Source organism: Variovorax sp. KBW07 (genome assembly GCF_003852515.1).
Lineage (GTDB): Bacteria > Pseudomonadota > Gammaproteobacteria > Burkholderiales > Burkholderiaceae_C > Variovorax.
In genome coordinates this window covers 1-24,769 of the sequence record NZ_QAJK01000002.1, presented here as the reverse complement: position 1 = coordinate 24,769, position 24,769 = coordinate 1, and the positions used below count along the sequence as shown (strand labels likewise).

At 67.0% G+C, this 24,769-nt stretch carries 25 protein-coding genes and 1 tRNA gene; 15 read left to right on the top strand and 11 right to left on the bottom strand.

All coding sequences use genetic code 11. The annotated features are described in order from the left end of the window. The first annotated feature begins 163 nt into the window (after positions 1–163). The 8 genes from fdxH (at position 164) to DBV14_RS00515 (ending at position 9,753) form a co-directional block, all read left to right on the top strand. A complete protein-coding gene (fdxH, locus tag DBV14_RS00550; protein ID WP_124457249.1) occupies positions 164–1,138 on the top strand; it encodes a formate dehydrogenase subunit beta in 975 nt (324 codons plus the stop codon). A gap of 10 nt (positions 1,139–1,148) precedes the next feature. Further along, a complete protein-coding gene (locus DBV14_RS00545) occupies positions 1,149–1,772 on the top strand; it encodes a formate dehydrogenase subunit gamma (RefSeq protein ID WP_124457248.1) in 624 nt (207 codons plus the stop codon). Positions 1,773–2,133: 361 nt separating this feature from the next. Continuing rightward, entirely contained in the window at positions 2,134–2,775 is a 642-nt protein-coding gene (locus tag DBV14_RS00540) for a hypothetical protein (protein ID WP_124457247.1), read from the top strand. A 2-nt stretch (positions 2,776–2,777) separates the two neighbouring features. Beyond that, positions 2,778–4,634 carry a caspase family protein gene (locus tag DBV14_RS00535; RefSeq protein ID WP_185545880.1) on the top strand — a complete coding sequence of 619 codons (1,857 nt, stop codon included), beginning with the start codon at positions 2,778–2,780 and terminating at the stop codon, positions 4,632–4,634. 485 nt (positions 4,635–5,119) lie between these two features. Beyond that, positions 5,120–6,151, top strand: a complete 1,032-nt coding sequence (fdhE, locus tag DBV14_RS00530) for a formate dehydrogenase accessory protein FdhE (RefSeq protein WP_124457245.1) — start codon at positions 5,120–5,122, stop codon at positions 6,149–6,151. Next, on the top strand, positions 6,151–7,599 hold the full coding sequence (selA, locus tag DBV14_RS00525) for an L-seryl-tRNA(Sec) selenium transferase (RefSeq protein ID WP_124457244.1): 1,449 nt from the start codon (positions 6,151–6,153) through the stop codon (positions 7,597–7,599). The genes fdhE and selA overlap by 1 nt, the downstream gene beginning before the upstream one ends. Before the next feature lie 142 nt (positions 7,600–7,741). Then, positions 7,742–9,649, top strand: coding sequence for a selenocysteine-specific translation elongation factor (gene selB, locus DBV14_RS00520; RefSeq protein ID WP_124457243.1), 1,908 nt, complete (start codon positions 7,742–7,744; stop codon positions 9,647–9,649). 11 nt (positions 9,650–9,660) lie between these two features. Continuing rightward, positions 9,661–9,753: transfer RNA gene (locus tag DBV14_RS00515), tRNA-Sec, on the top strand. A gap of 159 nt (positions 9,754–9,912) precedes the next feature. On the opposite strand, the gene selD is transcribed toward DBV14_RS00515, so the two are convergent. Next, positions 9,913–10,995 (bottom strand): selenide, water dikinase SelD, encoded by a 1,083-nt coding sequence (selD, locus tag DBV14_RS00510; protein ID WP_124457242.1) that lies wholly within the window; start codon positions 10,993–10,995, stop codon positions 9,913–9,915. Positions 10,996–11,118: 123 nt separating this feature from the next. On the opposite strand from selD, the gene DBV14_RS00505 reads away from it, so the two are divergent. Genes DBV14_RS00505 through mnmH form a run of 5 tightly spaced genes read left to right on the top strand, consistent with a single transcriptional unit; the run spans position 11,119 to position 15,581 of the window. Continuing rightward, a complete protein-coding gene (locus DBV14_RS00505) occupies positions 11,119–11,973 on the top strand; it encodes a putative selenate ABC transporter substrate-binding protein (RefSeq protein ID WP_124457241.1) in 855 nt (284 codons plus the stop codon). A 13-nt stretch (positions 11,974–11,986) separates the two neighbouring features. Next, positions 11,987–12,820: a phosphonate ABC transporter ATP-binding protein gene (locus DBV14_RS00500; RefSeq protein ID WP_124457240.1), complete on the top strand. Its 834-nt coding sequence runs from the start codon at positions 11,987–11,989 to the stop codon at positions 12,818–12,820. Beyond that, positions 12,817–13,674 carry an ABC transporter permease gene (locus DBV14_RS00495; RefSeq protein WP_124457239.1) on the top strand — a complete coding sequence of 286 codons (858 nt, stop codon included), beginning with the start codon at positions 12,817–12,819 and terminating at the stop codon, positions 13,672–13,674. Before DBV14_RS00500 ends, DBV14_RS00495 begins: the two co-directional genes overlap by 4 nt. After that, the gene (gene phnE, locus DBV14_RS00490; RefSeq protein ID WP_124457238.1) at positions 13,671–14,471 is read left to right on the top strand and encodes a phosphonate ABC transporter, permease protein PhnE; all 801 of its coding nucleotides are present in this window, start codon (positions 13,671–13,673) and stop codon (positions 14,469–14,471) included. Before DBV14_RS00495 ends, phnE begins: the two co-directional genes overlap by 4 nt. Positions 14,472–14,510: 39 nt before the next feature. Continuing rightward, positions 14,511–15,581, top strand: coding sequence for a tRNA 2-selenouridine(34) synthase MnmH (mnmH, locus tag DBV14_RS00485; protein WP_124457237.1), 1,071 nt, complete (start codon positions 14,511–14,513; stop codon positions 15,579–15,581). Here the strand turns inward: mnmH and fdhD are convergent. The 7 genes from fdhD to modB are packed head-to-tail and all read right to left on the bottom strand — an operon-like array spanning position 15,515 to position 21,630. Continuing rightward, the gene (gene fdhD / locus DBV14_RS00480; protein ID WP_260396760.1) at positions 15,515–16,435 is read right to left on the bottom strand and encodes a formate dehydrogenase accessory sulfurtransferase FdhD; all 921 of its coding nucleotides are present in this window, start codon (positions 16,433–16,435) and stop codon (positions 15,515–15,517) included. The genes mnmH and fdhD overlap by 67 nt on opposite strands. A 31-nt stretch (positions 16,436–16,466) precedes the next feature. Then, the gene (locus DBV14_RS00475; protein ID WP_124457235.1) at positions 16,467–16,757 is read right to left on the bottom strand and encodes a hypothetical protein; all 291 of its coding nucleotides are present in this window, start codon (positions 16,755–16,757) and stop codon (positions 16,467–16,469) included. Next, positions 16,754–19,105 (bottom strand): FdhF/YdeP family oxidoreductase, encoded by a 2,352-nt coding sequence (locus DBV14_RS00470; RefSeq protein ID WP_124457234.1) that lies wholly within the window; start codon positions 19,103–19,105, stop codon positions 16,754–16,756. The genes DBV14_RS00475 and DBV14_RS00470 overlap by 4 nt, the downstream gene beginning before the upstream one ends. Positions 19,106–19,163: 58 nt before the next feature. Further along, positions 19,164–19,352, bottom strand: a complete 189-nt coding sequence (locus DBV14_RS00465) for a hypothetical protein (RefSeq protein ID WP_124457233.1) — start codon at positions 19,350–19,352, stop codon at positions 19,164–19,166. A 35-nt stretch (positions 19,353–19,387) separates the two neighbouring features. After that, positions 19,388–20,176, bottom strand: coding sequence for an ABC transporter ATP-binding protein (locus DBV14_RS00460; RefSeq protein WP_124457232.1), 789 nt, complete (start codon positions 20,174–20,176; stop codon positions 19,388–19,390). Beyond that, a complete protein-coding gene (gene modA / locus DBV14_RS00455) occupies positions 20,173–20,922 on the bottom strand; it encodes a molybdate ABC transporter substrate-binding protein (RefSeq protein WP_124457231.1) in 750 nt (249 codons plus the stop codon). The genes DBV14_RS00460 and modA overlap by 4 nt, the downstream gene beginning before the upstream one ends. 24 nt (positions 20,923–20,946) lie before the next feature. Continuing rightward, a complete protein-coding gene (modB, locus tag DBV14_RS00450) occupies positions 20,947–21,630 on the bottom strand; it encodes a molybdate ABC transporter permease subunit (RefSeq protein ID WP_124457230.1) in 684 nt (227 codons plus the stop codon). A gap of 103 nt (positions 21,631–21,733) precedes the next feature. Here modB and DBV14_RS00445 point away from each other — a divergent pair, with 103 nt between their 5' ends. After that, entirely contained in the window at positions 21,734–21,982 is a 249-nt protein-coding gene (locus DBV14_RS00445; RefSeq protein ID WP_124457229.1) for a hypothetical protein, read from the top strand. Positions 21,983–21,987: 5 nt separating this feature from the next. Next, entirely contained in the window at positions 21,988–22,668 is a 681-nt protein-coding gene (locus tag DBV14_RS00440; protein ID WP_124457228.1) for a nitroreductase, read from the top strand. Here the strand turns inward: DBV14_RS00440 and tsaA are convergent. The 3 genes from tsaA to DBV14_RS00425 all read right to left on the bottom strand — a co-directional run bounded on the left by tsaA (position 22,629) and on the right by DBV14_RS00425 (position 24,618). Beyond that, the gene (gene tsaA, locus DBV14_RS00435) at positions 22,629–23,159 is read right to left on the bottom strand and encodes a tRNA (N6-threonylcarbamoyladenosine(37)-N6)-methyltransferase TrmO (protein ID WP_124457227.1); all 531 of its coding nucleotides are present in this window, start codon (positions 23,157–23,159) and stop codon (positions 22,629–22,631) included. The two genes, DBV14_RS00440 and tsaA, sit on opposite strands and share 40 nt — an antisense overlap. Further along, a complete protein-coding gene (locus tag DBV14_RS00430; protein ID WP_124457226.1) occupies positions 23,156–23,503 on the bottom strand; it encodes a winged helix-turn-helix domain-containing protein in 348 nt (115 codons plus the stop codon). Before DBV14_RS00430 ends, tsaA begins: the two co-directional genes overlap by 4 nt. An 86-nt stretch (positions 23,504–23,589) precedes the next feature. Continuing rightward, on the bottom strand, positions 23,590–24,618 hold the full coding sequence (locus DBV14_RS00425; RefSeq protein WP_124457225.1) for a LysR substrate-binding domain-containing protein: 1,029 nt from the start codon (positions 24,616–24,618) through the stop codon (positions 23,590–23,592). Between the last annotated feature and the right edge of the window lie 151 nt (positions 24,619–24,769).

Here is a 24,769-nt window from a genome sequence, read left to right as displayed (position 1 = left end):
TCCATGGCACCGCCCGGACCTGCCCCCTCTCCCGCTTGCGGGAGAGGGTTGGGGTGAGGGCCGACGGCGATGGAATGGCCGATGACGCCTGCGAGGCAGCCTCCCTCACCCTAACCCTCTCCCCGCAAGGGGAGAGGGGACAAGTCGCCAACCGGAGCCGCTGATGTCCTCCCTCCAGACCCTCGACATCGCCGCCCGCTCGGCCACGACCACGCCGTCGCCCGACATCCGCCACCGCCCGCAGGTTCAGGAGGTGGCCAAGCTGATCGACGTCACGACCTGCATCGGCTGCAAGGCCTGCCAGGTGGCGTGCATGCAGTGGAACGACCTGCGCGACGACGTCGGCACCACGCACGGCACCTACGACAACCCGAACGACCTGACGCCCGCCTCCTGGACGGTGATGCGCTTCGCCGAGGTCGAGCCCGAGGCCGGCAAGCTCGAATGGCTGATCCGCAAGGACGGCTGCATGCACTGCGACGACCCCGGCTGCCTGAAGGCCTGCCCCGCGCCGGGCGCCATCGTCAAGTACAGCAACGGCATCGTCGACTTCATCAGCGAGCACTGCGTGGGCTGCGGCAACTGCGTCACCGGCTGCCCGTTCGACGTGCCGCGCATCAGCAAGGCCGACAACAAGGCCTACAAGTGCTCGCTGTGCTCCGACCGCGTGGGCGTAGGCCTGGAGCCGGCCTGCGTGAAGGCCTGCCCCACCGGCGCGCTGCACTTCGGCACCAAGGAAGACATGCACGAGTACGCGTCGGAGCGCATCGTCGACCTGAAGGACCGGGGCTTTGCGAATGCCGGCGTGTACGACCCGGCCGGCGTGGGTGGCACGCACGTCATGTACGTGCTGCAGCATGCCGACCGCCCGGGGCTGTACTCCAACCTGCCGAAAGACCCGCACATCAGCCCGCTGGTGTCGCTGTGGAAGGGCGTGGCCAAGCCGCTTGCCATGGTCGCGATGATCGGCGCGGTGGTCGGCAGCTTCTTCCACTACATGAAGGTCGGGCCGATCGAGGCCAAGGACGACCACCCCGATGCCGACCTCGACGGCAAGCCGGACGACGTGGTGGTCATCGAGGCGCCGCCGACGGCATCCAGGCCCGCCGAACCCGTGCGCGAACAACCCCGCGCCTGAGGAGACTGCGATGACACGCTACTACCTTCGCCGCTACCGCGATGCCACGCGCATGAACCACTGGTTCGTGGCGATCATGTTCTTCGCGGCGGCGCTCTCGGGGCTGGCCTTCTTCCACCCCAGCCTGTTCTTTTTGAGCACGCTGTTCGGCGGCGGGCCGTGGACGCGCATCCTGCATCCCTTCATGGGCGTGCTGATGGTGCTGGGCTTCGTGTTTTTGTTCTTCACGATGTGGCGCGAGAACATCCTCGACCGCGGCGACCGCGAGTGGATAAAGAGCGCGCCGAAGATGCTCAAGGGCGACAAGTCGAGCATGCCGCCGGTAGGCAAATACAACGCCGGGCAGAAGCTGGTGTTCTGGGCCTTCGGCATCAGCCTGCTGCTGTTGCTGGTGACCGGCTTCATGTTCTGGAGCCCGTGGTTCGTCGGCTTCTTCCCGATTCTTTTGCGGCGCATCGCGGTGGTCGTGCATTCGGTCTCGGCCGTGGTGCTGATTCTTTCGGTCATCACGCACATCTACGCCGCGATCTGGGTCAAGGGCACGCTGCGCGCCATGACGCGCGGCACCGTCACCGAAGGCTGGGCCAAACTGAACCACCCACTCTGGCATCGCAAAATGACGCGCGGAGAGTGAGAGCGAAATATGTTGCGTTTTCAGCGCATGCACGATGTGTAAGCGAGCGGCCATACCCGCCTTGGCCGAGTGTTGGCTCTCTAGCTAGCCCGCGGACTGGACTGCGATTGGCGGCCATTACCGGTCGTTCGAAATCGAGCGCTGAACTTCCGTTTCAGACTGATTGCCGCCGTTGGCGTTCACGGTGCGGACGTCTACTCCCGAAAGCGGCTGGACGTTGACGCGATTGGGTGTGAAGCGGACGGTCGAAGAATAAAAGGGAAAGCCGCGAACCGCGGTCGTAGGTAAGATCAGTAACTTGAGGCACTAAGCGCTTTGCTGAATAGAGGACACCTGCGGCGTGTTCCATAGAGAAAAATGCATGAAAACAGCGGCCAAAAAGATTCGTGCCAATTACTTCTCGGACGAACTCGGCGTGGAGGAGTTTCATCGATCGTTCGTAAAGCTGCTGGCGCAAATGCAAAAGGACGCATCTTCGAAGTACTTGCGTCCTGAGAACACGCATCGATTTAAGCATGGGGGGCAGTGGGCCCATCCAGCTGCTCCCAATTTACTGCCAGGGGAAATGAACGCGCATTCTGCCCAGACGGAAGTGTCGTTTGACAAGATCGTCAATCACGATCTCACTGTCATCGACCAAGTCTTCAGCGAGCTTGTGGAAGGCTTGGAACGGCAGTTCGCATCGATGGTGTATTCCACTGTTTCAGCTGCGGCGGAAGCGGTCGGAAATACTGTGGATGCGAAGGCGGCAGGCTCCCCCTACGAAGCATTTGTCAAGATGCTGGAGAAAATACAGTTTTCATCAGACAAGTTTGGCAATGTGACCCTGCCAACAGTCCATCTAGGGCCAGAAGCTTTCAAAGCACTGCAAAAGTCAGCCGCCGAGGCGTCGCCCGAGGCTCATCAGCGAGTTGAAGCGATCAAAGCCGGCAAGACAGCGGAAGCCTTAGAGCGCGAAGTAGAACGCAAGGCGCGCTTCGTCTGCTACGGAGAAGTCAAGTGAGAGTGCTGTTCGCCATCGGGTGCGACTCCTATGATCACGCCAACTTACTACAAGGAGCTGAGAGGGACGCTCGGCGCGTCTATGACTTGCTGATTCAGCCAGACGTCGGCGGATACGATTCTTTTCGCTCTCGTCTTCTGCTCTCTCCGGCCTATAGCGATGTCCGTGAGGCACTTCGAGAAGCCCTGTTCAACGAGCCACAACCAGAGACGTTCACATTCTTTTTCGCTGGGCACGGAAGCGTGTCAGCTGGCGCCTTTTACATGTGGCTTCGGGACTCGAATGCGAAAGGGCTGTCGATGTCGGCGCTTTCGTTAGCCGATATGTTCCGCAGCATCAACGAAGCTGCGCCGCTTCAAAGCAATATCATTATTGACGCTTGTGAAAGCGGTGGGCTCATTGAGGACTTAGGAGCGCTGCTAAAGCCTGGGCTGCTAGGAAATGTCGGCTCACCAGGACTCACGCTTTTGGCGACAGCTGCTCAGAACGAAGGGGCAGGCGAAAGTCCTGCCGGCGGCGTCGGAACTCTAGCATTGCTGGAATGCATCGAAGGCCAAGATTTCGTACAAGATCACAAGGGAACGTTGGACTTGGTCGAGATTGGAATGCGGATATCGCAGCGCCTTCGGGAAAGTGGTCAGAGTCCGGTCGTCTGGGGCTTAAATCTTTTCGGTCCATCGGGTTTCTGTAGGAACCCGCGATATGGTACTGACCCTGCGATGCAACTGCGACAGGCTTTGCAAGCGTGGCCATCAGGAAGTAACAACGTCATTCGACAGAATTACGATGCGCTCTGGGCAGCCTACTCGGCTGCGGGAAGTGTCTGGGATCCAGGGAAATTCTCCGCGGTTGTGCGCGAAGTGCTCGCACCTTCGTCGACAGAGCCAGAGGTACTTGCCACAGTGGCCGAACGCTTGGCACTAACTTTTAGTCAGAGAGCACTTCAAGCCCGCGACCCCTTCAGAAATGTTGAAATCTTGGCGACCTTGGCGGTGGCCTTGCTTTCCTCAGCAAACCATCATTGCGTCGCCGAAGCTGCACAGCGCCTACTCGACCGAACGTGCACGGCGCTACTGGATGCCACATCGGCATTGCTAGAGCATCTGGAAGCAGACAAGTACGCACTTTTGTCCGACCGAGGGGCGGTCCTCAGTGAGTTTCATGAGCTCCCACTTCGCCTCACCAGGGTGCTTGGGTGGGCGGCCGCATCGCCTTTTTTCTGTAGCGACGAAGAGCAGCGCAACCGAGCGGAAGCACTCTTTACGAGAGTAGCTGGCCTTATCTTGAAATACTACGCAGGCTCATTGATTGCACTTAATGAGGTACAAGCCTCAGGCCTGTGCATCGCGCTGTCAACATGCGCCAAACTAGGACTGCGTGAAGAAGGCGAACTGTTAGCAGGTTTGCTGTTCAACTCCTTGATTCAATGCGAAGCCAGAATCGCGCGAGACGATTTGCCGCGCGACAGAGCCCTGGAATACCTGCTCGCGCGGCGCAGTAACGACTTCTCCGACTTTGGGGACGCAGTCGCGCGTCCTATCGAATTGCTCACGGTGTTGCTCAAGGCTGCAGGCTTATTTGAGCTTGAGGCCATCTTTGACGAAAGCTTGTGGAAGATCGACGGAGTTGCTTTCAGTGCCTACCGTCCTGCGAGCTATATGGACTATGGCTCGTCAATGATGGAGGGCGGTGAGAACTTAGTCTGGACGATTGGCTTTGACGTTTTCAGAACGTCAGATTTTGTCGCTAGCTGGCCCCCGGCGAGGACCATGCCGCAAAGTTCCCTTGTTGCCTCTCTGGCTTTGGCGGCATCACTTCTGTACCCAGACCGCCAAGCCTGGTTCCTTTTCGAGTCATGAGCAGCCAACCCAATGATCCTTTTGCCTCTCTCTGCGATACAACCGTTGGAGCCGTGGCTGAAGACCAGTCGCGATCGCCGACCCATTTGAGTACGAAGGCGGTTTCAAGGTACGAAGCCGTCGTGCATGCGGAGCGTCTGCTTTCCGAGAGACCGCTGCTTTCACAAAGGGCGTTGAGCAGTCAGATCTACGGCAATCTCTGACTGCCTGCTTTCGCTGCAAAGCAGAAGCTCCAAACACCATAGGGCTTCCAAGCTGCCTCTGCGCTGCCAGTTATGCGAAAGCAGCTCATCAATGCGACTGTTCAACTGCATGGACAGACGGTACAAGTTTTCAGAGGCAAGCAGGCGGCCCCATGTGAGGTGCTTGGCAAACCCATCGACGGCTCCGAAGCCCGGAATCCGCTCGTGAGCTGGCGTCCACGTCAGCCCCACCCGGGCTTCCCACGCATCACAAACCGACCGAACCGCTGTAGAGTCGCCTGAATGAGCAGTTCCACCGGTACTCCGCCACCGATCCGGACCACGCGCGTTCTCGATCCCGAGCAGATCGCCATGCAGGCCGGGCGGCAGATGCCGTTCCTGCGCCTGCCGGTGCGTGCGGCGGTGTTCTCCGACCGGCAGCTGCGGCTGCGCCAGCTCGCGGCCTCGCACCCGATGCGCGAGTACCTGATCTTCATCGCCGACCTCGCGCAGGCGCAGCACCAGGTGCTGCAGGACTACCCCGTCGTCGCGCTGCCCGAATCCGAAGCGCTCGAAGCCGCAGCGAAGGTGCTCAAGCCGCCGATGCCCGCTTTCGGCTGGACGCGTGATGCAGTGTGGCGCACGGAGCTGCAGCGGCTGCTCGGCCTGTTCCGTGTGCACCTGCCTGAAGGCGCCGCGCGCGACACGCTCGACCGCGTACTCGCAGCCGACGACGCCTGGATCGACCAGCAGGCCGACCTGCTCTCGCGCCGCATCATGTTTGGGCTTGACCTGGCTGCGGCCCCGCTGATCGCAGCCGGCCTGCAGGCCTACTGGACGCAACTGGTGCTGCAAGTGGCCGAACGCCACGGCGAGAACATCTACGGCCGCACCGACCCCGGCAACGAGTGCCCCTGCTGCGGCAGCGCACCCACCGCGAGCATCACGCGCATCGGCGCCGACGAAGCGGGCTTTCGTTACCTGCACTGCTCGCTGTGCAGCACCGAGTGGCACTACGTGCGCATCAAGTGCACGCACTGCGAAAGCACCAAGGGCATTCACTTCGAATCGCTCACGCCGCAGCCCGGCATCGATCTGCCCGCGACCGGCGCGCGCGAAGGCGCAGTCAAGGCCGAGTGCTGCGACAGCTGCGGCCACTACCTCAAGCAGATCGCGATGGAGAAAGACCCCGAGGTCGAGCCCGTGGCCGATGACCTGGCCAGCGTCACGCTCGACCTGCTGGTGTCCGAAGCCGGCCACCAGCGCAGCGGCCACAACCTGATGCTGCTCTTCGGCGATCCAGAAGAGATTCCAGACGACGGCGGAGGCGGCTGATGGCGACGCCGAAAGAGTCCGTGGTCCACGGCTCGACGGCAAGGCCCCAGGATCTGCCTTCTGTCGATCAACTGCTGCGCGCCGATACGCCGCGCGCCCTGCTGGCCGAGCACGGCCACACCCTTGTCGTGAGCGAGGCGCGGGCATTGCTCGAAGGGCTTCGCGCCCGCGCCGTTGCCGGCGAGCTGCCTGCCGCCGAAGTCCAGCCAGAGGCGCTGGCCGAAGCACTCGCCATCCGCATACAACTCCGCCTTGCACCGCGCATGCGCGCCGTGCTCAACCTCACCGGCACCGTCATCCACACCAACCTCGGCCGCGCGCTGCTGGCCGATGCGGCACTGCAGCGGCTGCTGGCGGTAATGACCTCGCCCAACAACCTCGAATACGACCTGGCCACCGGCAGCCGCGGCGACCGCGATTCGCTGGTCGAAGACCTGCTGTGCACCATCACCGGTGCCGAAGCCGCGACGGTGGTCAACAACAACGCGGCCGCCGTGCTGTTGACCATCGCTGCCCTGGCGCGCGAGCGCGAAGTCATCGTCTCGCGCGGCGAGCTGGTCGAGATCGGCGGCGCCTTTCGCATGCCCGACGTGATGGCCAGCGCCGGCGCGCGCATGGTCGAGGTCGGCACCACCAACCGCACGCATCCGCAGGACTACGAGCGCGCCATCAACGCACAGACCGCGCTCGTGATGAAGGTGCACACCAGCAACTACGCGGTGCAGGGCTTCACCGCCGCGGTCGACGAGGCCACGCTCGCCGGCATCGCGCATGCGCGCGGCGTTCCGCTGGCCACCGACCTGGGCAGCGGCTCGCTGGTCGACCTTGCGCACTACGGCCTGCCGCGCGAACCGCTGCCGCAGGAGATGCTCGCGGCCGGCTGCGACGTGGTCACCTTCTCGGGCGACAAGCTGCTGGGTGGCCCGCAGGCCGGCCTCATCGTCGGCAGCAAGGAGGCCGTGGGCCGCATCCGCAAGTTCCCGATGAAGCGCGCGCTGCGCATGAGCAAGCTGCCGCTGGCCGCGCTCGAAGCCACGCTGTCGCTGTACCTGCGGCCCGAAAGGCTCGCCCAGGACCTGCCGACGCTGCGCCTGCTCACGAGGCCCGCCGATGCAATCCGCGAGATGGCCGAGGCATTGCAACCCGCCGTGCAGGCCGCCGTATCGCCGCGCTTCACCGTCGAGGTGGTGCCGCTGCTCGGGCAGATCGGCTCGGGCTCGCTGCCGGTCGAACGCCTGCCTTCCGCCGGCCTTGCGCTCTCGCCGGCGGGCACCTCGAAGAAAGGCCTCGGCACCGCGCTCGATGCACTCGCCACCGCATTGCGCAACCTGCCGTTGCCGGTGATCGGACGCATCGCGGAAGACCGCCTGCTGCTCGACCTGCGCTGCCTGGAAGACAGCGCGCCTTTCGTTGCACAGTTGCCCTTGCTGAAGGAGCATCTGTCGTGACGGTAGCCCGCATTCCTCCCTCCCCTTCCGGGGGAGGGCCGGGGTGGGGGCACGACGGCGTTCGATCCAGCGCGACGCCTCATAGACGGCCTGCCCCCATCCCATCCTTCCCCCAAAGGGGGAAGGAGCAAGACCACGCGCCATGATCATCGGCACCGCAGGCCACATCGACCACGGCAAGACCTCGCTGGTTCGCGCGCTCACCGGCGTCGACACCGACCGTCTGCCCGAAGAAAAGCGGCGCGGCATTTCCATCGAGCTCGGCTATGCCTACCTGCACGCGCCCGATGGCGTGTCGCTCGGCTTTGTCGACGTGCCGGGGCACGAGCGCCTGCTGCACACCATGCTGGCCGGCGCCACCGGCATCGACCACGCCTTGCTGGTGGTGGCGGCGGACGACGGTGTGATGCCGCAGACGCGCGAGCACCTGGCTGTGGTCGCGCTGCTGGGGGTGCGTGCGGCCACGGTAGCCATCACCAAGATCGACCGCATCGACGCGGCCACGCGCGCGACGCGGCTCGACGAAGTGCGCGCGGAAATCGACGCCCTGCTTGCGCCCACCCCGCTGGCCCATGCGCCGGTGCTCGCGGTGTCCGCCACCACGGGCGAGGGCATCGACGCGCTGCGCACGCGGCTGCTCGACGTGGCACGCGAGGCGCACGCGCGCGAAGACGACCTGGCCTTCCGTCTCGCGGTGGACCGCGCCTTCACGCTGGCGGGTGTCGGCACCGTCGTGACCGGCACCGTCTTCAGCGGCACGGTGCGCATCGGCGACGAACTGCGGCTCGTGCCCGGCGAGCGCACGGTGCGGGTGCGCGGCATTCATGCGCAGAACCAGCAGGCCGAGTCCGCGCATGCGGGTCAACGCTGCGCGCTGGCGCTGGCCGGCGTGACCAAGGACGAAGTGCATCGCGGCGACTGGGCGTGCACCCCGGCCATCGCGCTGGCGACGGCGCGCATCGACGTGCTGCTCACGCTGTGGCCCGACGAAGCCAGGCCCCTGCGCTCGGGCGCGACGGTGCACGCGCACCTGGGCGCCAGCGACGTGATGGCGTCGGTGGCCCTGCTCGACCGCGATGCGCTCGCGCCCGGCGAAACCGCGCTGGCCCAACTGGTGCTGCGCGACGGGGTCGGCGCATGGCATGGCGACCGCGGCGTGCTGCGCGACGCCTCTGCCACCCGCACCGTGGCGGGCGTGCGCGTGCTCGACCCCTTCGCACCCGTGCGCTACCGGCGCACGCCCGAGCGGCTGCGCACGCTGTCGGCCTGGGCCATCGACGACCGCACCGCGCGCGTGGCGGCGCTGCTGCACAACGCACCGCTCGGCATCGACACGGCGCGGCTGGCCTGTGCGCAGTCGCTGGCGAACGAAGCCGCGCTGGCGCTGCCCGGCGATGCGGTGCGCATCGCGCACACCGCCATCGCGCGGCAGCATCTCGACGCATTGGAAACGCAGATCGCCGAGCGGCTGGCCGACTTCCATCGCGCGGCGCCCGACGAGGTCGGCCCCGATGCACGCCGCCTGAAGCGGCTGGCCGGCCCGCGCACCGACGATGCGTTGTGGCGCCATGCACTCGATGCGCTGGCCGCGCGCGGCGCGCTGGTGCGCAGCGGCACGTGGCTGCACCTGCCGGACCATGCGGCGCGCCTGAACGAAGCCGAGCAGAAGCTCGCGCAAAAGCTGCTGCCCAGGCTGGCCGACGGCGGCTTCGATCCGCCGTGGGTGCGCGACCTGGCAAAGGACTGCGCGGCCAGCGAGCCGATGGTGCGGCAGACCCTGGCGAGCCTCGCACGGCAAGGCCAGGCCTTCCAGGTGGTGAAGGACTTGTACTATCCGCTGGCGACCATCGAGCAGTTGGCCGGCCTTGTGCGCGATTGCATCGCCGGGCCGGAAGGCTTGCAGGCCGCGAGCTTTCGGGATGCGACCGGGTTGGGGCGCAAGCGCGCGATCCAGTTGCTGGAATTTTTCGATCGTGTGGGCTACACGCGGCGCGTGAAAGACACGCACCTGCTGCGGCCCGATACGTCGCTGTTCGGGGCCAGCCCGTGAACAGCGCTCATGGGAGGGGATCGTCCCTGGTGGGGCGGCTGGGCTTCAAACCCAGTGGGTGGCGCCAGTCGTCGCCGGGAAGGTTCGACTCCTTCCCCCTTCCGCCGCTTTTGCCGTTGCTTTTGTCTTTGTCTTGCTCCTTCCCCTTCCGGGGGAAGGCTGGGATGGGGGCAAGCGGCGCTTGCAATACGGCCGCGCCTGATCGAATGCCGCCTGCCCCCACCCCGGCCCTCCCCCGGGAGGGGAGGGAGAAATACGGGGGATCAGGGCAGGACGCGCAGCGCGGGCTTTCCGGCCTCGACGCGGCCGACTACCGCCGCTTGCGCAAAGCCTTCCTTCCGGAAAATCTCCAGCACCGCATCGACCGCCTCGGGCGCGCAGCTCACGAGCAAGCCGCCCGAAGTCTGCGGATCGCTCAGCAGGTTCTGCGCCGTGGCCGGCAGGCCGCCTGCCAGTTCCACATCGGCCCCATACCCCGCCCAGTTGCGGCCGGATGCACCTGTGACGAAACCCTCGGCAGCCATCGCTTCCACGTTGTCGAGCAACGGCACCTTCGACCATTCGACGACAGCCGTGAGCTTGGCCCCACGCGCCAGCTCCAGCGTATGACCGGCCAGCCCGAAACCCGTCACGTCGGTCAGCGCATGCACGCCGTCGAGCGCCGACAGCGCGATGCCGGGCGTGTTGAGCTTCGTTGCGTTGGCGATCAGCTGGCGGTAACCGGCCTCGGACAATTGCTCCTTCTTGAGCGCCGCCGACAGCACACCCACACCCAGCGGCTTGCCCAGCACCAGCACGTCGCCGGCCTTTGCATCGGCGTTGCGCCGCACGCGGTCGGGGTGCACCAGGCCCATCGCGACGAGGCCGTAGATGGGCTCGACCGAATCGATGGTGTGGCCGCCCGCGATCGGGATGCCGGCGGCGCGGCACACGTCCTGCCCGCCGCGCACGATCTCGGCGATCACTTCCACGGGCAACTGGTTGATCGGCATGGCGACCAGCGCCAGCGCCATGATCGGACGGCCGCCCATGGCGTACACGTCGCTGATGGCGTTGGTGGCCGCGATGCGCCCGAACTCGTAGGGGTCGTCCACGATGGGCATGAAGAAGTCGGTGGTGGCAATGAGCGCCTGCTCGTCGTTGAGCCTGTAGACTGCCGCGTCGTCGGCGGTCTCGATGCCGACCATGAGTTCGGGCGGGATCATTCCCCCCGCGTGGTTCTTGAGAATCTGCGAGAGCACACCCGGCGCGATCTTGCAGCCGCAGCCGCCCCCGTGCGAGAAGCTGGTAAGCCGCAGCGGCGCCAGCGGATTCAAAAGCTTCTTGGAAGATGCGGCATCGGTCATGGCGGCGGCTCGGTCGAATGAAACAAGCCGCGATTATCGAAGCCACCGGCGCCTGGCGCCCACGCACTTGAACACACCCCTTTTTTTGACCCCAGCCCACAGGCACATCCACAGGCACACCCCATGAACAAATTGTCCCGACTGGCGCTTGCGCTGACCCTTTCCCTCACGGCCTTCGGCGCCTTTGCCCAAGGCGTGCTGCGTGTTTCGGCCATTCCCGACGAGGCGCCCACCGAACTGCAACGCAAGTTCACGCCGCTGGGCGACTACCTGAAGAAGGAAACCGGCATGGACGTGCAGTTCACGCCCGTGACCGACTACGCCGCCGTGGTCGAAGGCCTGGCCACCCACAAGATCGACATGGCCTGGCTCGGCGGCTTCACCTTCGTGCAGGCGCGCATCCGCACCAACGGCGGCGCGGTGCCGATCGTGCAGCGCGCGGAAGACGAGGTGTTCACCAGCAAGTTCATCGTGCCCATCGACAGCACCGCCAAGACGCTGGCCGACCTGAAGGGCAAGACCTTTGCCTTCGGCGCGCCCTCTTCCACCTCGGGCAGCCTGATGCCGCGCTACTTCCTGCTGCAGGCCGGCATCAACCCCGAGAAAGACTTCAAGACGGTCGCGTTCTCGGGCGCGCACGACGCCACGGTGGCCTTCGTGGCCGCGTCGCGTGCCGAAGCGGGCGTGCTCAACGCCTCGGTGTGGGACAAGCTGGTCGAATCGAAGAACCCGAATGCCGCCAAGGTGCGCGTGCTCGCGACCACGCCGACCTACTACGACTACAACTGGACGGTGCGCCCCGGCATGGACCCGGCGCTGCAGAAGAAGCTGACCGATGCGTTCCTGAAGCTCGACCCGGCCAACCCGGCGCACAAGGAAATCATGGCGCTGCAACGCGCGAGCAAGTTCATTCCGACGAAGTCGTCGAACTATGACGGAATCGAGACGGCGGGCAAGTCGGCGGGCCTGATCAAGTGACGAGCCTGCGCGCGTGAGCTTTTCCCTCGACGCCGTCGGCGTGGTCCACCCCAACGGCCAGCGCGCGCTGGCCGGGGTGACGCTGTCCGCGCGTGACGGCGAGCGCATTGCCGTCATCGGTCCCTCGGGCGCCGGCAAGACCACGCTGTTGCGTGTGCTCGGCGCCGCGCTGCGGCCCGGCGAAGGCGAGGTGCAGGCACTCGGTGCGAAGCCATGGCAACTGCCGGCCGGCGCGCTGAAGAAACTGCGCGCGCGCATCGGCACGGTGCACCAGGCGCCGCCGATCGCGCCGCGCCTGCGCGTGGTCACGGCCGTGCTGGCGGGCCGGCTGGGCGAGTGGTCGGCGGCACGCGCGCTGGGCTCGCTTTTCTACCCATCGGACATTGCCGGCGCACACGAGGTGCTGTCGCGGCTGGCCCTGGAAGACCGCCTGTTCGACCGCTGCGACCGCCTCTCCGGCGGCCAGTTGCAGCGCGTGGGCATCGCACGCGCGCTGTACCAGCGCCCCGCCTTGCTGCTGGCCGACGAACCCGTGTCCGCGCTCGACCCGACGCTGGCCGACGCGGCCGTGGGCCAGCTGGTCGCGCAGAGCGAATCGACCGGCGCCACGCTGGTGGCCTCGCTGCATGCGGTGGACCTGGCGCTGCGCTGGTTTCCGCGCATCGTCGGCATGCGCAACGGGCAGGTGATGTTCGACCTGCCCGCCACGCAGGTCACGGCCGCGATGCTCGACACACTCTATGCCAGCGAAGGCGGCGTGGCCACACAGGGGCCACAACAACAGAGCATTGGTGTCGGCGCCGGTGTTGCAACGGAGCCGCCTTTCCAGCGGCCGGACTGCCCTTGACCGACACCCCGGTTCCCCGCGCGCGCACACGCACCGCCGTCGCGCAACGCGACCCGCAGGCATGGCGCAGGCTGGCCGGCTGGGCCGCCGCGCTGGTCATCGCATGGCCGATGCTGGCGCTGTCGGAGTTCAAGCCATGGGTGCTGTTCGGCAGCGGTAACCTGGCCGTCATCGGCGGCTTTCTCGCGGGCTTCTTTCCCCCCGAAGCTTCGCCCGACTTTCTCGCGTTGCTCGCCAAGGCCACGCTCGAGACATTGGCCATGGCCACGGCGGGCACCGCGCTCGCGCTGTTGATCGGCGCGCCGCTGGCCTTCGTGACGACGCGCGCGCTGTCCATCTCGCGCATCGGCCCGGGGCCCGGCCGCGTGAAGGCCGGCGTGGTGCGGCAGGCCGCGCGCTGGCTGCTGATGGTGCTGCGCGCCATTCCCGAAATCGTGTGGGCGCTGCTGTTCGTGCGCGCGCTCGGCCTGGGCCCGGCAGCAGGCGTGCTGGCGCTGGCCATCACCTACGGCGGCATGCTCGGCAAGGTCTACGCCGAGATACTGGAATCGACCGACACGCGCCCGGCGCGCGCGCTGCTCGAAGGCGGCAGCGGCCGGCTGGCGGCGCTGTGCTACGGCCTGCTGCCGAACACCGCGCAGGAGCTGGCCTCTTACACCGTGTACCGCTGGGAATGCGCGGTGCGCGCCTCGGTGGTGATGGGCTTTGTCGGCGCGGGCGGCCTGGGCCAGCTGATGGACCAGTCGATGAAGATGCTCAACGGCGGCGAGGCCAGCAGCATCCTGCTGGTGTTTCTCGCGCTGGTGCTGCTGGCGGACGTGCTGAGCAACGCGCTGCGAAAGCTGCTGGCATGACGAAGGCCCTGCCCCCGCGTCCCCGCCCCTGCCTGCGCTGCTGGTTCGCGGTGCTGCTGATCGGCGTGGCGGTGGCCGCGAGCTTCGTCTACCTGGGCATCGACTACCGGGCGCTCGGGTCGTCGGAGTCGTTGCGGCTCATGGGCAAGTTCATCGCCGAGTTCTTTCCGCCCGACGTGTCGCCCGACTTCCTTGCAAAGGTGGGCCATGGCGCGTTGCAGACGCTGGCCGTGTCGGCGCTCGGAACCGTGCTGGCGGCCATCGCGGGCGCGGTGTTGGCGCTGCCTGCCTCGGGCCGCGCCGGCGGCCCGCCGCGCCATGCGGCGCGCTTCGTCCTCAACTTCCTGCGCAGCGTGCCCGAGCTGGTCTGGGCCGCGCTGATGGTGCTGGCCGCCGGCATCGGCCCGTTCGCGGGCGCGCTGGCGCTGTCGCTGCACACCACCGGCGTGCTGGGCCGGCTGTTCGCCGAAGCCCTGGAAAACGCGCCGCGCGAGCCCGAGCACGCGCTGACGCTGGCCGGCGCCGGTCCCGTTGCCGCCTTCAGCTACGCCAGCCTGCCGATCGTGCTGCCGCAGTGGGTGGCGTACACGCTCTACCGCTGGGAAATGAACATCCGCATGGCCGCCGTGCTGGGCTTCGTGGGCGGCGGCGGGCTGGGGCAGCTGCTGTACTTCCACCTGTCGATCTTCCAGCAGCAGCAGGCGATGAGCGTGCTGATCGCGATGTTCGTGCTGGTGACCTTCGTGGACTTTGCGAGTGCTCGCTTGCGAAAGGGACTTGGCCCGGCCTATGCCTGACCGGCTGCCCGACAATCGGGGCATGAGGTTTCCTACGCCATGAGCCACCGCCAACCCGTGCGGGTGGCCGACCGCCACGCCTTCGACACGCTGATCGACGCCCGTTCGCCGGCCGAGTTCGCGCTCGACCACATTCCCGGCGCCATCAACTGCCCGGTGCTCGACGACGAAGAGCGCCGCATCGTCGGCACCGTCTACGTGCAGACCGGCGCCTTCGAAGCGCGGCGCATCGGTGGCGCCATGGTGGCCGCCAACATCGCGCGGCATCTGCGCGACACGCTGGCCGACCGCCCCGAGAACTGGAAGCCGCTGGTCTATTGCTGGCGCGGCGGCATGCGCAGCGGCTCGATGGTGACGTGGCTGCGGCTCGTCGGCTGGGACGCACAGCAGCTCGCCGGCGGCTACAAGAGCTTCAGACGCCACGTCATTTCGCAGATCGACGCGCTGACCCCGCAGCTCGACCTGCGCGTGATCTGCGGTGCCACCGGCAGCGCCAAGACGCGCGTGCTGCACGCGCTGGCCGAGCGCGGCGCGCAGGTGCTCGACCTGGAAGATTTCGCCAACCACAAGGGCTCGCTGCTCGGTTCGCTGCCGGGCGTGCCGCAGCCGTCGCAAAAGCACTTCGAGACGCGCATTGCCACCGTGCTCGAAGCCATCGACCTGAAGCGCCCGCTGTATGTCGAGGGCGAAAGCGTGCGCATCGGGCGGCTGTCGCTGCCCCTGTCGCTGGTGGCCCGCATGCGCGCCGCGCCGTGCATCGAGGTGGCGGCCACACCCGAGGCGCGGCTGACCTACCTGCTGCGCGACTACGCCTACCTGGGCGACGACCGCGAGGCGCTGGCCGACAAGATGGGCGTGCTGAAGGAAATGCAGGGCAAGGAAACGGTGACGCGCTGGCAGCAATGGGCGCGCGAAGCCGACCTGCCCCACCTGTTCGCCGAGCTGATGGCGCTGCACTACGACCCGCACTACGAGAAGTCGCAGGAGCTGCACTTCAAGGCATGGCGCCAGCGCCAGAGCGTGGCCGCCACTGACCTGTCGGATCAGGGCATCGAGGCTGTGGCGGATGCGGTGCTGGCGCTCGACGGGCGCGACAGCCCGTCGGCATAGAGCACGCCGCGCGGCGCGCGGCACAAGCCCCAGAAGCGCAGCCCGCTCAGTTCGGCCATGCGCACGCCCATCGAGGTCGGCGCCGAGATGGTCGCCATGGCCGCGATGCCCAGGCGCGCGCATTTGCGCACCAGCTCGTGGCTGCCACGGCTGGACATCAGCACGAAGCCGGGTTCGCCGAGGCGTCCCGCCCGCGCCAGCTTGCCCAGCAGCTTGTCGAGCGCGTTGTGGCGGCCCACGTCTTCCATCACGTCGGTCAGTTCGCCATCGACCGTGGCCCATGCGGCCGCATGGATCGCGCCGGCTTCGGCGTTGAGCACCTGGCGCGCGGGCAGTGCCGCGAAGGCGCGCAGCACGGTGGCCAGGTCGACGCGCTCGATCCAGTCGCGCCGGGGCACGCGCTGCGGCGTGAGGTCGAGGCCGGCAAAGCTCTCGACACCGCACACGCCGCAACCGGTGCGGCCCGCGAGGCTGCGGCGCCGGTCTTTCAGGCGCTCGAAGCTGCGGGTGGAAATTTCGAGCTGCACCTCGACGCCGGGCATGCCTTCGGGCAGGCCCGCGTCGGTGGCATCGATGGCCCGCACCTCGATGCCGCGGCAGTCGGCGGCGGTGTCGAGAATGCCTTCGCTCAATGCAAAGCCCAGCGCGAAGGCCTCCAGGTCTTGCGGCGTGGCCATCATCACGGCGTGCGAGACGCCGTTGAAGACCAGCGCCACCGGCACCTCGGCCGCCAGTGTGTCGCCGCGCACCACGCCTTCGGGCGCGACGCCGCGTTCGCCGAACACGCGCACGGCGTGCTGCGAAAGCGATGGCAGGGTTTCTTCGGAATCGACGGTATCTGGAGACGTGGACATGGTGGCTCCGCTTGGCCGGGCCATTCTCCGCTCAGCGGGCGTTTTCGTCAGCGGGCAGGGTCGAGGCAATCTCGCGCCCCGCGTCGGTGAGATGCGCCACCCAGCGGTCGTCCAGCTGCACCACGCGCACCCAGCCGGGGCCGCGCACGCCACCAATGGCGGCATCGCCCATCAGCGTGAGCTGGCGCATCACCACGCTGGCGCCCTGCCCGAGCCGCTTGCCCAGGCGCGGCAACGACATGCCGCCATCGCCCGGCGCTTCGGCCAGCGCGCGCAGGATGGCCGCCGAAAACGAGTCCGCGTCGAAGGAGGCCGAGGTCATGCCGCCACGGCGTCGGCGTCCACCGGCGCATCGGCCACCGGCGCCACATGCAGCGACAGCACCACGGGAATGGACTTGGACGTCGGCGTGCCCGCGTTCTCGGCCACCGACGACAGCGGCACCAGCGGATTGGTCTCGGGGTAGTAGGCCGCGAGGTTGCCGCGAGGGATGTCGTAGGCCACCAGCTTGAAGCGGTCGGCACGGCGTTCCTGGCCATCGCTCCACACGGTCTGGATGTCGACCCAGTCGCCGTCCTTCATGCCCAGCGCGCGGATGTCTTCCTTGTGGATGAACACCACGCGGCGCTGGCCGAACACGCCGCGGTAGCGGTCGTCCATGCCGTAGATGGTGGTGTTGTACTGGTCGTGCGAACGCGTGGTGAGCAGCGTGAAGACGATGGTGTCGCCCTTCTTCGCGAAGCGCGCGCGGGCACGGTGCGAATGGGTGTCCAGCGGCACGGCATGCGTGAAGAACACGGCCTTCTTCGATGCCGTGGCCCACACGCGCTCGCTCGCCGTGTTGCGCAGGCGAAAGCCGCCCGGGTGCGCCACGCGAACGTTGAAGTCCTTGAAGTCGTCGAACACGGCTTCGATCTTGTCGCGGATGCGCGCGTAGTCCTCGACCAGCCACAGCCACGGCGTGTTGCTGCGCGCGCCGATGGTGGCGGCCGCGAGCCGCGCCACGATGGCCGGCTCGGACAGCAGCAACTCCGACGCGGGCGGGTTGATGCCCATCGAGATGTGGACCATGCTCATCGAGTCTTCCACCGTCACGCCCTGCGGGCCGCCGGCCTGCATGTCGATCTCGGTGCGGCCCAGGCACGGAAGAATGAGCGCCTCGCGCCCGTGCACGATGTGGCTGCGGTTGAGCTTGGTGGTCACGTGCACCGTCAGGTCGCACTGCCGCAGGCCTTTCCAGGTCTGGTAGGTGTCGGGCGTGGCGGCCGCGAAGTTGCCGCCGAGCGCAAAGAACACCTTGCCCTTGCCGTCGAGCATCAGCTGGATGGCCTCGACCGTGTCCACGCCGTTCTTGCGCGGCGGCTCAAAGCCGAACACCTTCTGCAGCCGGTCGAGCAGCGCCACCGGCGGCTTCTCCCAGATGCCCATGGTGCGGTCGCCCTGCACGTTGCTGTGGCCACGCACCGGGCAGGCGCCCGCGCCTTCGCGGCCCATGTGGCCGCACAGCATGAGCCAGTTCAAGATCATCTGGATGGTCGCCACCGAATGCTGGTGCTGCGTGATGCCCATGCCCCAGCAGGCGATGACGTTCCTGGCGCCCAGGTACACCTCGGCCGCGGCGCGGATCTGCTCCCGCGCAAGGCCCGACTCCTGCACCAGCACGTCCCACGACTCGGCGCGCAAATCGTCGGCCAGCGTTTCGAAACCGGTGGTGTGCGTGGCGATGAAGGCGTGGTCGAGCACCGAGGCCTCGCCGCGCGCCACGGCCGCGTCTTCGCGCTCGATGACGTGCTTCATCATGCCCTTGACGGCAGAGAAGTCGCCGCCCACGCGCAGCTGGAAGTAGTGCGTGCTGATGGGCGTGGAGCCCATCGTCGCCATCTCCAGCTTGTCCTGCGGATCGGCAAAGCGCTCCAGCCCGCGCTCGCGCAGCGGGTTGAAGCTCACGATGCGCGCGCCGCGCTTCGATGCCGCGCGCAGCTCGCCGAGCATGCGCGGATGGTTGGTGCCGGGGTTCTGGCCGAAGATGAAGATGGCGTCGGCCTTCTCGAAATCTTCCAGCGTGACCGTGCCCTTGCCCACGCCGATCTGCGGGCGCATGCCACTGCCACTGGGCTCGTGGCACATGTTCGAGCAGTCGGGAAAATTGTTGGTGCCGTACTCGCGCACGAACAGCTGGTACAGAAAGGCGGCTTCGTTGCTCGCACGGCCCGAGGTGTAGAACATGGCCTGGTTCGCATCGGGCAGCGCGTTCAGGTGGCGCGCGACGAGCGCAAAGGCGTCGTCCCATTCGATGGGCACGTACTTGTCGCTGGCCGCGTCGTAGACCATCGGATGCGTGAGCCGGCCCTGGTCTTCGAGCCAGAAATCGCTTTGCGCGGCCAGCTCGGCCACCGTGTGCCTGGCGAACAGCTCGGGCCCGGCGCGGCGCGCGGTGGCCTCGGCGGCCACGGCCTTGACGCCGTTCTCGCAGAACTCGAAGGTCGACGCATGGTTGCGGTCGGGCCAGGCGCAGCCGGGGCAGTCGAAGCCGTCGGGCTGGTTGGCCGAGAGCAGCGTTTTCGCGCCCTTGATGGGAATGTCCTGCCGCAGCAGCGCATGGGTAACGCTGCGCAGCGCGCCCCAGCCGCCGGCGGGGCCCTTGTAAAACTCGATCTTCTGCTCGCTCATGGCGGCAGTGTTCGCCTGTGGGCGGCCGGCGTCAAATTGGATTGGCACATGCCGCGATTCAAAATGGAAATGAAGGCGCGTCCGTCGCCCTGACGGCCTTCGCCGATTCGAGTCTGGCCTTGAGGCGATGCACCATTTCGCCTGCATCGACGTACTCGCCGCTACGGCGCGCATCAGCCAAAGATGCCAGGCCACGCGCCACGAATTCGGGCTCGACGCGCACGGAGGGGATGGTGGCAATTTTCATCGCCAAACTGTATCGCCTATGCGATACAAAAGCCGTCAGCCGCGCGCGTCCTGCATCAGCAACCCACGCAGCTTGCTGCGCAGCGGCGTGTCTTCGACTTCCTGTACACCCGCGATGTCGCGCAGCGCGAAGTCGCGGCTCTCGGCGTTGTGCAGGTCGATCTCACGCACCACCTGGCCGCTGCTGTAGACGAAGGCCACGTCGGCCAGGGCCAGCACGTCTTCGATGTCGTGCGTGATCATCAAGACCGGAATGCCCCATTGCCTGCGCACCTGCGCCAGCTCGTTGCGCAGCTCGGCGCGCAGCATGGGGTTGAGGGCAGCAAAGGGCTCGTCGAGCAGCAGCACCTGCGGCTCGCAGGCCAGCGCGCGCGCCAGCGCCACGCGCTGCTGCTGGCCGCCCGACAGTTTCTGCGGCCGGCTGTCGGCCAGCGCGGCAAGGCCGAAGCTTTCGAGCAGGGCCTGCACGCGCTCGGCATCCTTGGCGGGCAGGCCGCGGCGGTGCCAGGCAGTGAGCCCGAACGACACGTTCTGGCGCACCGTGAGGTGCGGAAACAGCGCGTAGTTCTGGAACAGGTAGCCGATGCGGCGCGCCGGCGCAGGCACGTCGATGCGCCGTGCCGCGTCGTACAGCGTGCGGCCGTCCAGCCGCACATGGCCGGCGGACGGCTGCAGCAGACCGGCAATGGCCTGCAAGGTGAGCGACTTGCCCGCGCCCGAGGGGCCGTAGAGCGCGGCAAAGGGAACGTCGGTCTGAAAGCGCACGGCCAGGTCGAAGCGCCGGGCTCCGTCCTTCACCGTGAGCTGCAGATCGACGTCGATCATGGCTTGCCGAAACCGTAGCGGGTGAGCACTTCCTGCGCGGCGGGCGTCGACAGGAACGAAATGAAGTCGCCGGCCAGCGCCTTCTGCTTGCTGTCGGCCACCACGGCGATGGGGTAGGTCACGGGCGTGTGGCCGGTGGGGGTGAACGCGATCTTCACCTTGTCGCCGGCCACGGCCGCGTCGGTGCGGTAGACGAAGCCGGCCTCGACCTCGCCACGGCTCACGTAGTCGAGCACCTGCCGCACGCTGTCGGCCTGCACGAACTTGGGCTCGAGCGCAGTCCAGAGGTTGGCGCCATCGAGCACCTGCTTGGTGTAGCGGCCGACCGGCACGGTGGCGATCTTGCCGATGGCAATTTTCTTGACGCCGGCGCCGCCCAAGTCCTGCAGCGTCTTCACGCCGACGGCATCTTTCGAGGGCTCGATCAGCACCAGGCTGTTGGTGACGAAGTCCTTGCGCGTGGCGGTGTCGACCAGCTTCTGCTCGGCGCCGCGGTTCATGGTTTCCTGGTCGGCACTGGCGAACACGTCGACCGGCGCGCCCTGCCCGATCTGCTGCAGCAGCACGCCCGAGGCGGCGAAGTTGAAGCGCACCGTGGCACCCGACTTGGCGGCCTCGAACTTGGGGCCGATTTCCTTGAACGCATCGGTCAGGCTGGCCGCCGCGGACACGGTGATCTGCTGCGCGCTCGCTGCCAGCGGCAGGGCCAGGGCAACGACGAGGGACAAGAGACGGAACGGACGCATGTGCAACTCCTTATAAGAATGAAATCAGCGAAGCGAGAAGAAACGGTTCGACAACACCAGCACGGTGATCGACAGCACCGAAGTCACGATGACCAGCAGCAGCGCGAGGTCGTCGTGGCCGGCCTGCACCGCGTCGTAGATGGCCATCGACAGGGTCTGGGTCTGCTTGGGAATGGAGCCCGCCACCATCAGCGAGGCGCCGAACTCGCCCATGGCCCGCGCGAACGCGAGCAGCGTGCCGGCCAGGATGCCGGGCCAGGCCAGCGGCAAGGTGACGCGCAGGAACACCGAGAACGGCGACTGCCGCAACGTGCTGGCCGCGGCTTCGAGCGAGCGGTCGACATTCGAGAACGCCGCACTGGCCGACTTGAGCACCAGCGGCAGCGCCACCACGGCCGAAGCCACCACGGCGCCGTGCCAGCTGAAGATGATGGTGTAGTCGAGGTGCTCGCGCAGCCATGCGCCCAGCGGGCTGCGGCGCCCGGCCGCCACCAGGATGGCGTAGCCGATGACCGTGGGCGGCAGCACCAGCGGCAGCATGAACACGGCTTCGAGCACGCTGCGGCCGAAGAAACGCTTGCGCGCGAACACCCAGCCCAGCGCCACGCCCACGACCAGCGCCAGCACGGTCGCCACGGCGGCAACCTTGAGCGACAGGACCAGCGGAAACCAGTCGGTCGATGCGATGAGCGAGTTCGTCGTGTTCATGAAAATACGGCGGGATTGTTACACGGTGAGCCCTAAGGTTCTCACGGGGGTGCGCAAACCCATCAGTCTTCATATACTGAGGGATACAGCGTTAGCCAACCCCATGCGCCCCTCCGCCCACGACACCGTTGTTCGCTCGATCTCCGGCAGGCCGGAGCTTCGCCATGCGACGCAGGTGCAGGAGTGGCGCATCGAACAGGCCATGGATGCCGAGGGCTTCGTCATTTCCATCACCGCCCCCGGCGGCGAAAGCCAGTCGTTCTTCGTGGCGCGGACCGACGCCAACGACATCGGCGAAGTGCTGCGCCGCCAGGCGGTGTGCATCGACGGCCCCGACAGCAGGGAGCAGTGACGCGCATGTGGCGGCAAATGACGGGTGCGGAACGCATCCTTGAAGTCCTGCTGACGCGGCGCTCGGTGTCGCCGCGCCGGCTGCAGCAACCCGCCCCCAATACCGACGAACTCGACGCAATTCTGCAGGCCGGCCTGCGCGCGCCCGACCATGGCGGCCTGCATCCCTGGCGCGTGATCGAGTTTCGCCCGCGGAACCGCGAGGCGCTGGCCTGGTGCTTCGAGCAGGAAAAACTGCGGCGCGATCCGCTGGCCAGCCCGACGGACCTGAAACGTTCGCGCGAACACGCCACGCGCGCGCCGCTGCTGCTGGGTTTCGTGGTGTCGCCGCGCGAGCGCAGCAAGGTGCCGGCGCGCGAACAGTGGCTGAGCGCCGGCGCGGCGCTGGGCAACATATTGAGCGCGGCGCACCAGCTGGGCTACGGCGCTATCGTGCTGAGCGGCGAGCGCTGCTACGACGAGACGCTGGCGCGCCAGCTCGGCGTGCTGCCCGGCGAATACCTCGCGGGCTTCATCAGCATGGGCACCATCCAGGAAGCGCCGCCGCAGGCACGCGAAACGCTGTCGCAAAGCGTGTGGTCGTGCTGGCAAGGAGACGCCCTACCGCCTTCACCGGAAGACCCGCCGAGCCAGCCCGGTCGGCCCGGTCAGCCCATCCGGTCGTCGGAGCGGATGCCCGGCAGCTGATCGAGCTTCGCACCGAACCAGCCCACGCGCCCGGTCTCGCGCACGTCGAAGCGCGGCACATAGGGCTTGATGTCGAGCACGGGCGTGCCGTCCATCATGTCGTTGCCGCTGAAGTGCAGCGTCGTGCCTTCGACCGCCGTGAGCTTCACGATCGACAGGCCCAGCCGGTTCGGCCGCGCGGGCGCCCGCGTGGCAAAGACGCCGTGCGAAGCGTTGTCAAGAAACGGCACCACCTCGAGCCGCTCGTGCGCGCACTGGTGCAGGTGGGTGACGAGAATCAGGTAGTCGAAGCCTTCGATATCGCGCAGGCCCGGCGCGAACTCGGGAAACACGTCGAGCCGGCCCGTTTCTTCGGGCGCGCCGGCGGTCTGGATCGGCATGCCGGTGGCTTCGGTGAAGCGGCTGCGCACGATGCCGACGGGGCGGCAGACGACCGGGTCCGCGGCAACAGGAGAAGCAGCAGAAGAAGACGAAGAAGAGGCAGTGGTCATGGCGCGAGCAGGCGCGTCAGCGCGCGGATGTCCGCCGCGGTGGCCAGCTTGGCGGCGTTCTCGATGGCCCGGTAGTGCTTGACGATTTCCTCGCCCACCGGCGTGAGCGCCGTTCCGCCGCCGCGCGAGCCACCGGCTGCGGTGTTCACCGCGGGCGAGGCCAGGGCCTTGTTCATTTCGTCGACCAGCATCCAGGCGCGGCGGTACGACATGCCCAGCAGCCGGGCGGCCGCTGAGATCGAGCCGGTCTCGGCCACGGCTTCGAGCACGGCGATCTTGCCGGGACCGATGGCAATGGTGTCGTCCCGATAGACGCGAAGGCGGAACTGGACTTTGGATTTCATGCCGGTGGTGGTGAAGAGCGGAAACAGCGTTGGCGCGAAGGGTAAACCATCGCGCCGGCCATTGTCCGCCTCCGCCCCGTCTCGCGCTATGTCGGCCTGGGCACGACGGGCGGCCGGCCGGCCTGTCTGCGCCTTTTGGACGCCCCAGGTTCTGACTCCGGGTCGCGAAGCGTTCCCCCAAGCGCACCGCTGTGCAGGCGGATCTGCTCGCCCCACTCCGGCGTCTGCAGGAACGCCACCGCCGCATCGAGCGCGCGCGAATGCCGCACGCCTTCCTGCGTCATGAAGCCGATGGGCGTGCGCACTTCGGGCGCCACCAGCGGCAGCGCTTCCAGTTCGCGGTGGCTGCGCACGGCCGCGACCATGCCGCCCGGCAGCACGCTGCTGACGGTGCCGACGCTCACCGCCAGCGCCAGGGTAAGCACGGAGTTGGTCTCGATGGCCGGCACCGCCGACACACCGGCTTCGCGCAGCGCCTGGTCGACGATGGCGCGGTTGTGCATGTCGGGCGTGAGCAGGCACAGCGGCAACCTGCCTGCGTCGGCCCAGGTGATGGGCTCGCCGATGCGCAGGGTGTCGGTGGACCGCGTCCGCGCGCGGCGCAGCAGGAAGTAATGCTCGATGCTCTGCGGCCACGCCGTGAGCTTGATGCCCGGCAGGTGCATGCGCTCGATGTAGCCAAGGCCAAGGTCGATGGAGAGGCTTTCGAGCCCGGTTTCCAGTTCCTGCGAGCTCATCGACAGCACAGCCGGCACGATGCCGGGGTGCCGCTGGTGCAGCAGCGCGGCAAAGCGCGACAACATGGGTATGGCGGTCGGAACGGCGGCCATGCGAAGGCGCCCATGCGGATCGCCCTCTTCGCTGCGAAGCTCCTGCAGCAGCACTTCGTTGTCGCGCAACATGCGCTGGGCGGTGGCCAGCACGCGCTCGCCTTCGTGCGTGAGGCCGACGTAGACACGGGAACGCTTGACGATCACGACGCCGAATTCGGTCTCGAGCGCTCGCAACGCGTTCGACAAAGCCGGCTGCGTGATGTGGCAGGCCTGCGCCGCACGGCCGAAGTGCTTGTGCTCGCTGAGCGCAACCAGATAGCGCATCGAGGCGAGCAGGTTCATTTGCGCGGCTCCGCCGTTGATTGCTTGTGTTCTTGGCGCTGCTGTTCGGGGCACGTTTGTCCGCGGCGTGTGCACAGGACACCGGGTAGTCCCCTCAGCGAATGTCCCCCGCTTCGCTCCTCCTTTATTTCGCTGCGGGGAGCACCCGGTG

Bases quoted from the DNA above. Each gene is read 5' to 3' on its own strand.
- fdxH (WP_124457249.1), top strand. From the start codon at position 164: ATGTCCTCCCTCCAGACCCTCGACATCGCCGCCCGCTCGGCCACGACC.
- selD (WP_124457242.1), bottom strand. From the start codon at position 10,995: ATGACCGATGCCGCATCTTCCAAGAAGCTTTTGAATCCGCTGGCGCCG.
- selA (WP_124457244.1), top strand. From the start codon at position 6,151: ATGGCGACGCCGAAAGAGTCCGTGGTCCACGGCTCGACGGCAAGGCCC.
- DBV14_RS00460 (WP_124457232.1), bottom strand. From the start codon at position 20,176: ATGATCGACGTCGATCTGCAGCTCACGGTGAAGGACGGAGCCCGGCGC.
- DBV14_RS00505 (WP_124457241.1), top strand. From the start codon at position 11,119: ATGAACAAATTGTCCCGACTGGCGCTTGCGCTGACCCTTTCCCTCACG.
- modB (WP_124457230.1), bottom strand. From the start codon at position 21,630: ATGAACACGACGAACTCGCTCATCGCATCGACCGACTGGTTTCCGCTG.
- DBV14_RS00430 (WP_124457226.1), bottom strand. From the start codon at position 23,503: ATGAAATCCAAAGTCCAGTTCCGCCTTCGCGTCTATCGGGACGACACC.
- DBV14_RS00440 (WP_124457228.1), top strand. From the start codon at position 21,988: ATGTGGCGGCAAATGACGGGTGCGGAACGCATCCTTGAAGTCCTGCTG.
- phnE (WP_124457238.1), top strand. From the start codon at position 13,671: ATGACGAAGGCCCTGCCCCCGCGTCCCCGCCCCTGCCTGCGCTGCTGG.
- DBV14_RS00540 (WP_124457247.1), top strand. From the start codon at position 2,134: ATGAAAACAGCGGCCAAAAAGATTCGTGCCAATTACTTCTCGGACGAA.
- mnmH (WP_124457237.1), top strand. From the start codon at position 14,511: ATGAGCCACCGCCAACCCGTGCGGGTGGCCGACCGCCACGCCTTCGAC.
- DBV14_RS00470 (WP_124457234.1), bottom strand. From the start codon at position 19,105: ATGAGCGAGCAGAAGATCGAGTTTTACAAGGGCCCCGCCGGCGGCTGG.
- selB (WP_124457243.1), top strand. From the start codon at position 7,742: ATGATCATCGGCACCGCAGGCCACATCGACCACGGCAAGACCTCGCTG.
- modA (WP_124457231.1), bottom strand. From the start codon at position 20,922: ATGCGTCCGTTCCGTCTCTTGTCCCTCGTCGTTGCCCTGGCCCTGCCG.
- fdhE (WP_124457245.1), top strand. From the start codon at position 5,120: ATGAGCAGTTCCACCGGTACTCCGCCACCGATCCGGACCACGCGCGTT.
- tsaA (WP_124457227.1), bottom strand. From the start codon at position 23,159: ATGACCACTGCCTCTTCTTCGTCTTCTTCTGCTGCTTCTCCTGTTGCC.
- DBV14_RS00545 (WP_124457248.1), top strand. From the start codon at position 1,149: ATGACACGCTACTACCTTCGCCGCTACCGCGATGCCACGCGCATGAAC.
- DBV14_RS00475 (WP_124457235.1), bottom strand. From the start codon at position 16,757: ATGACCTCGGCCTCCTTCGACGCGGACTCGTTTTCGGCGGCCATCCTG.
- fdhD (WP_260396760.1), bottom strand. From the start codon at position 16,435: ATGTCCACGTCTCCAGATACCGTCGATTCCGAAGAAACCCTGCCATCG.
- DBV14_RS00445 (WP_124457229.1), top strand. From the start codon at position 21,734: ATGCGCCCCTCCGCCCACGACACCGTTGTTCGCTCGATCTCCGGCAGG.
- DBV14_RS00425 (WP_124457225.1), bottom strand. From the start codon at position 24,618: ATGAACCTGCTCGCCTCGATGCGCTATCTGGTTGCGCTCAGCGAGCAC.
- DBV14_RS00465 (WP_124457233.1), bottom strand. From the start codon at position 19,352: ATGAAAATTGCCACCATCCCCTCCGTGCGCGTCGAGCCCGAATTCGTG.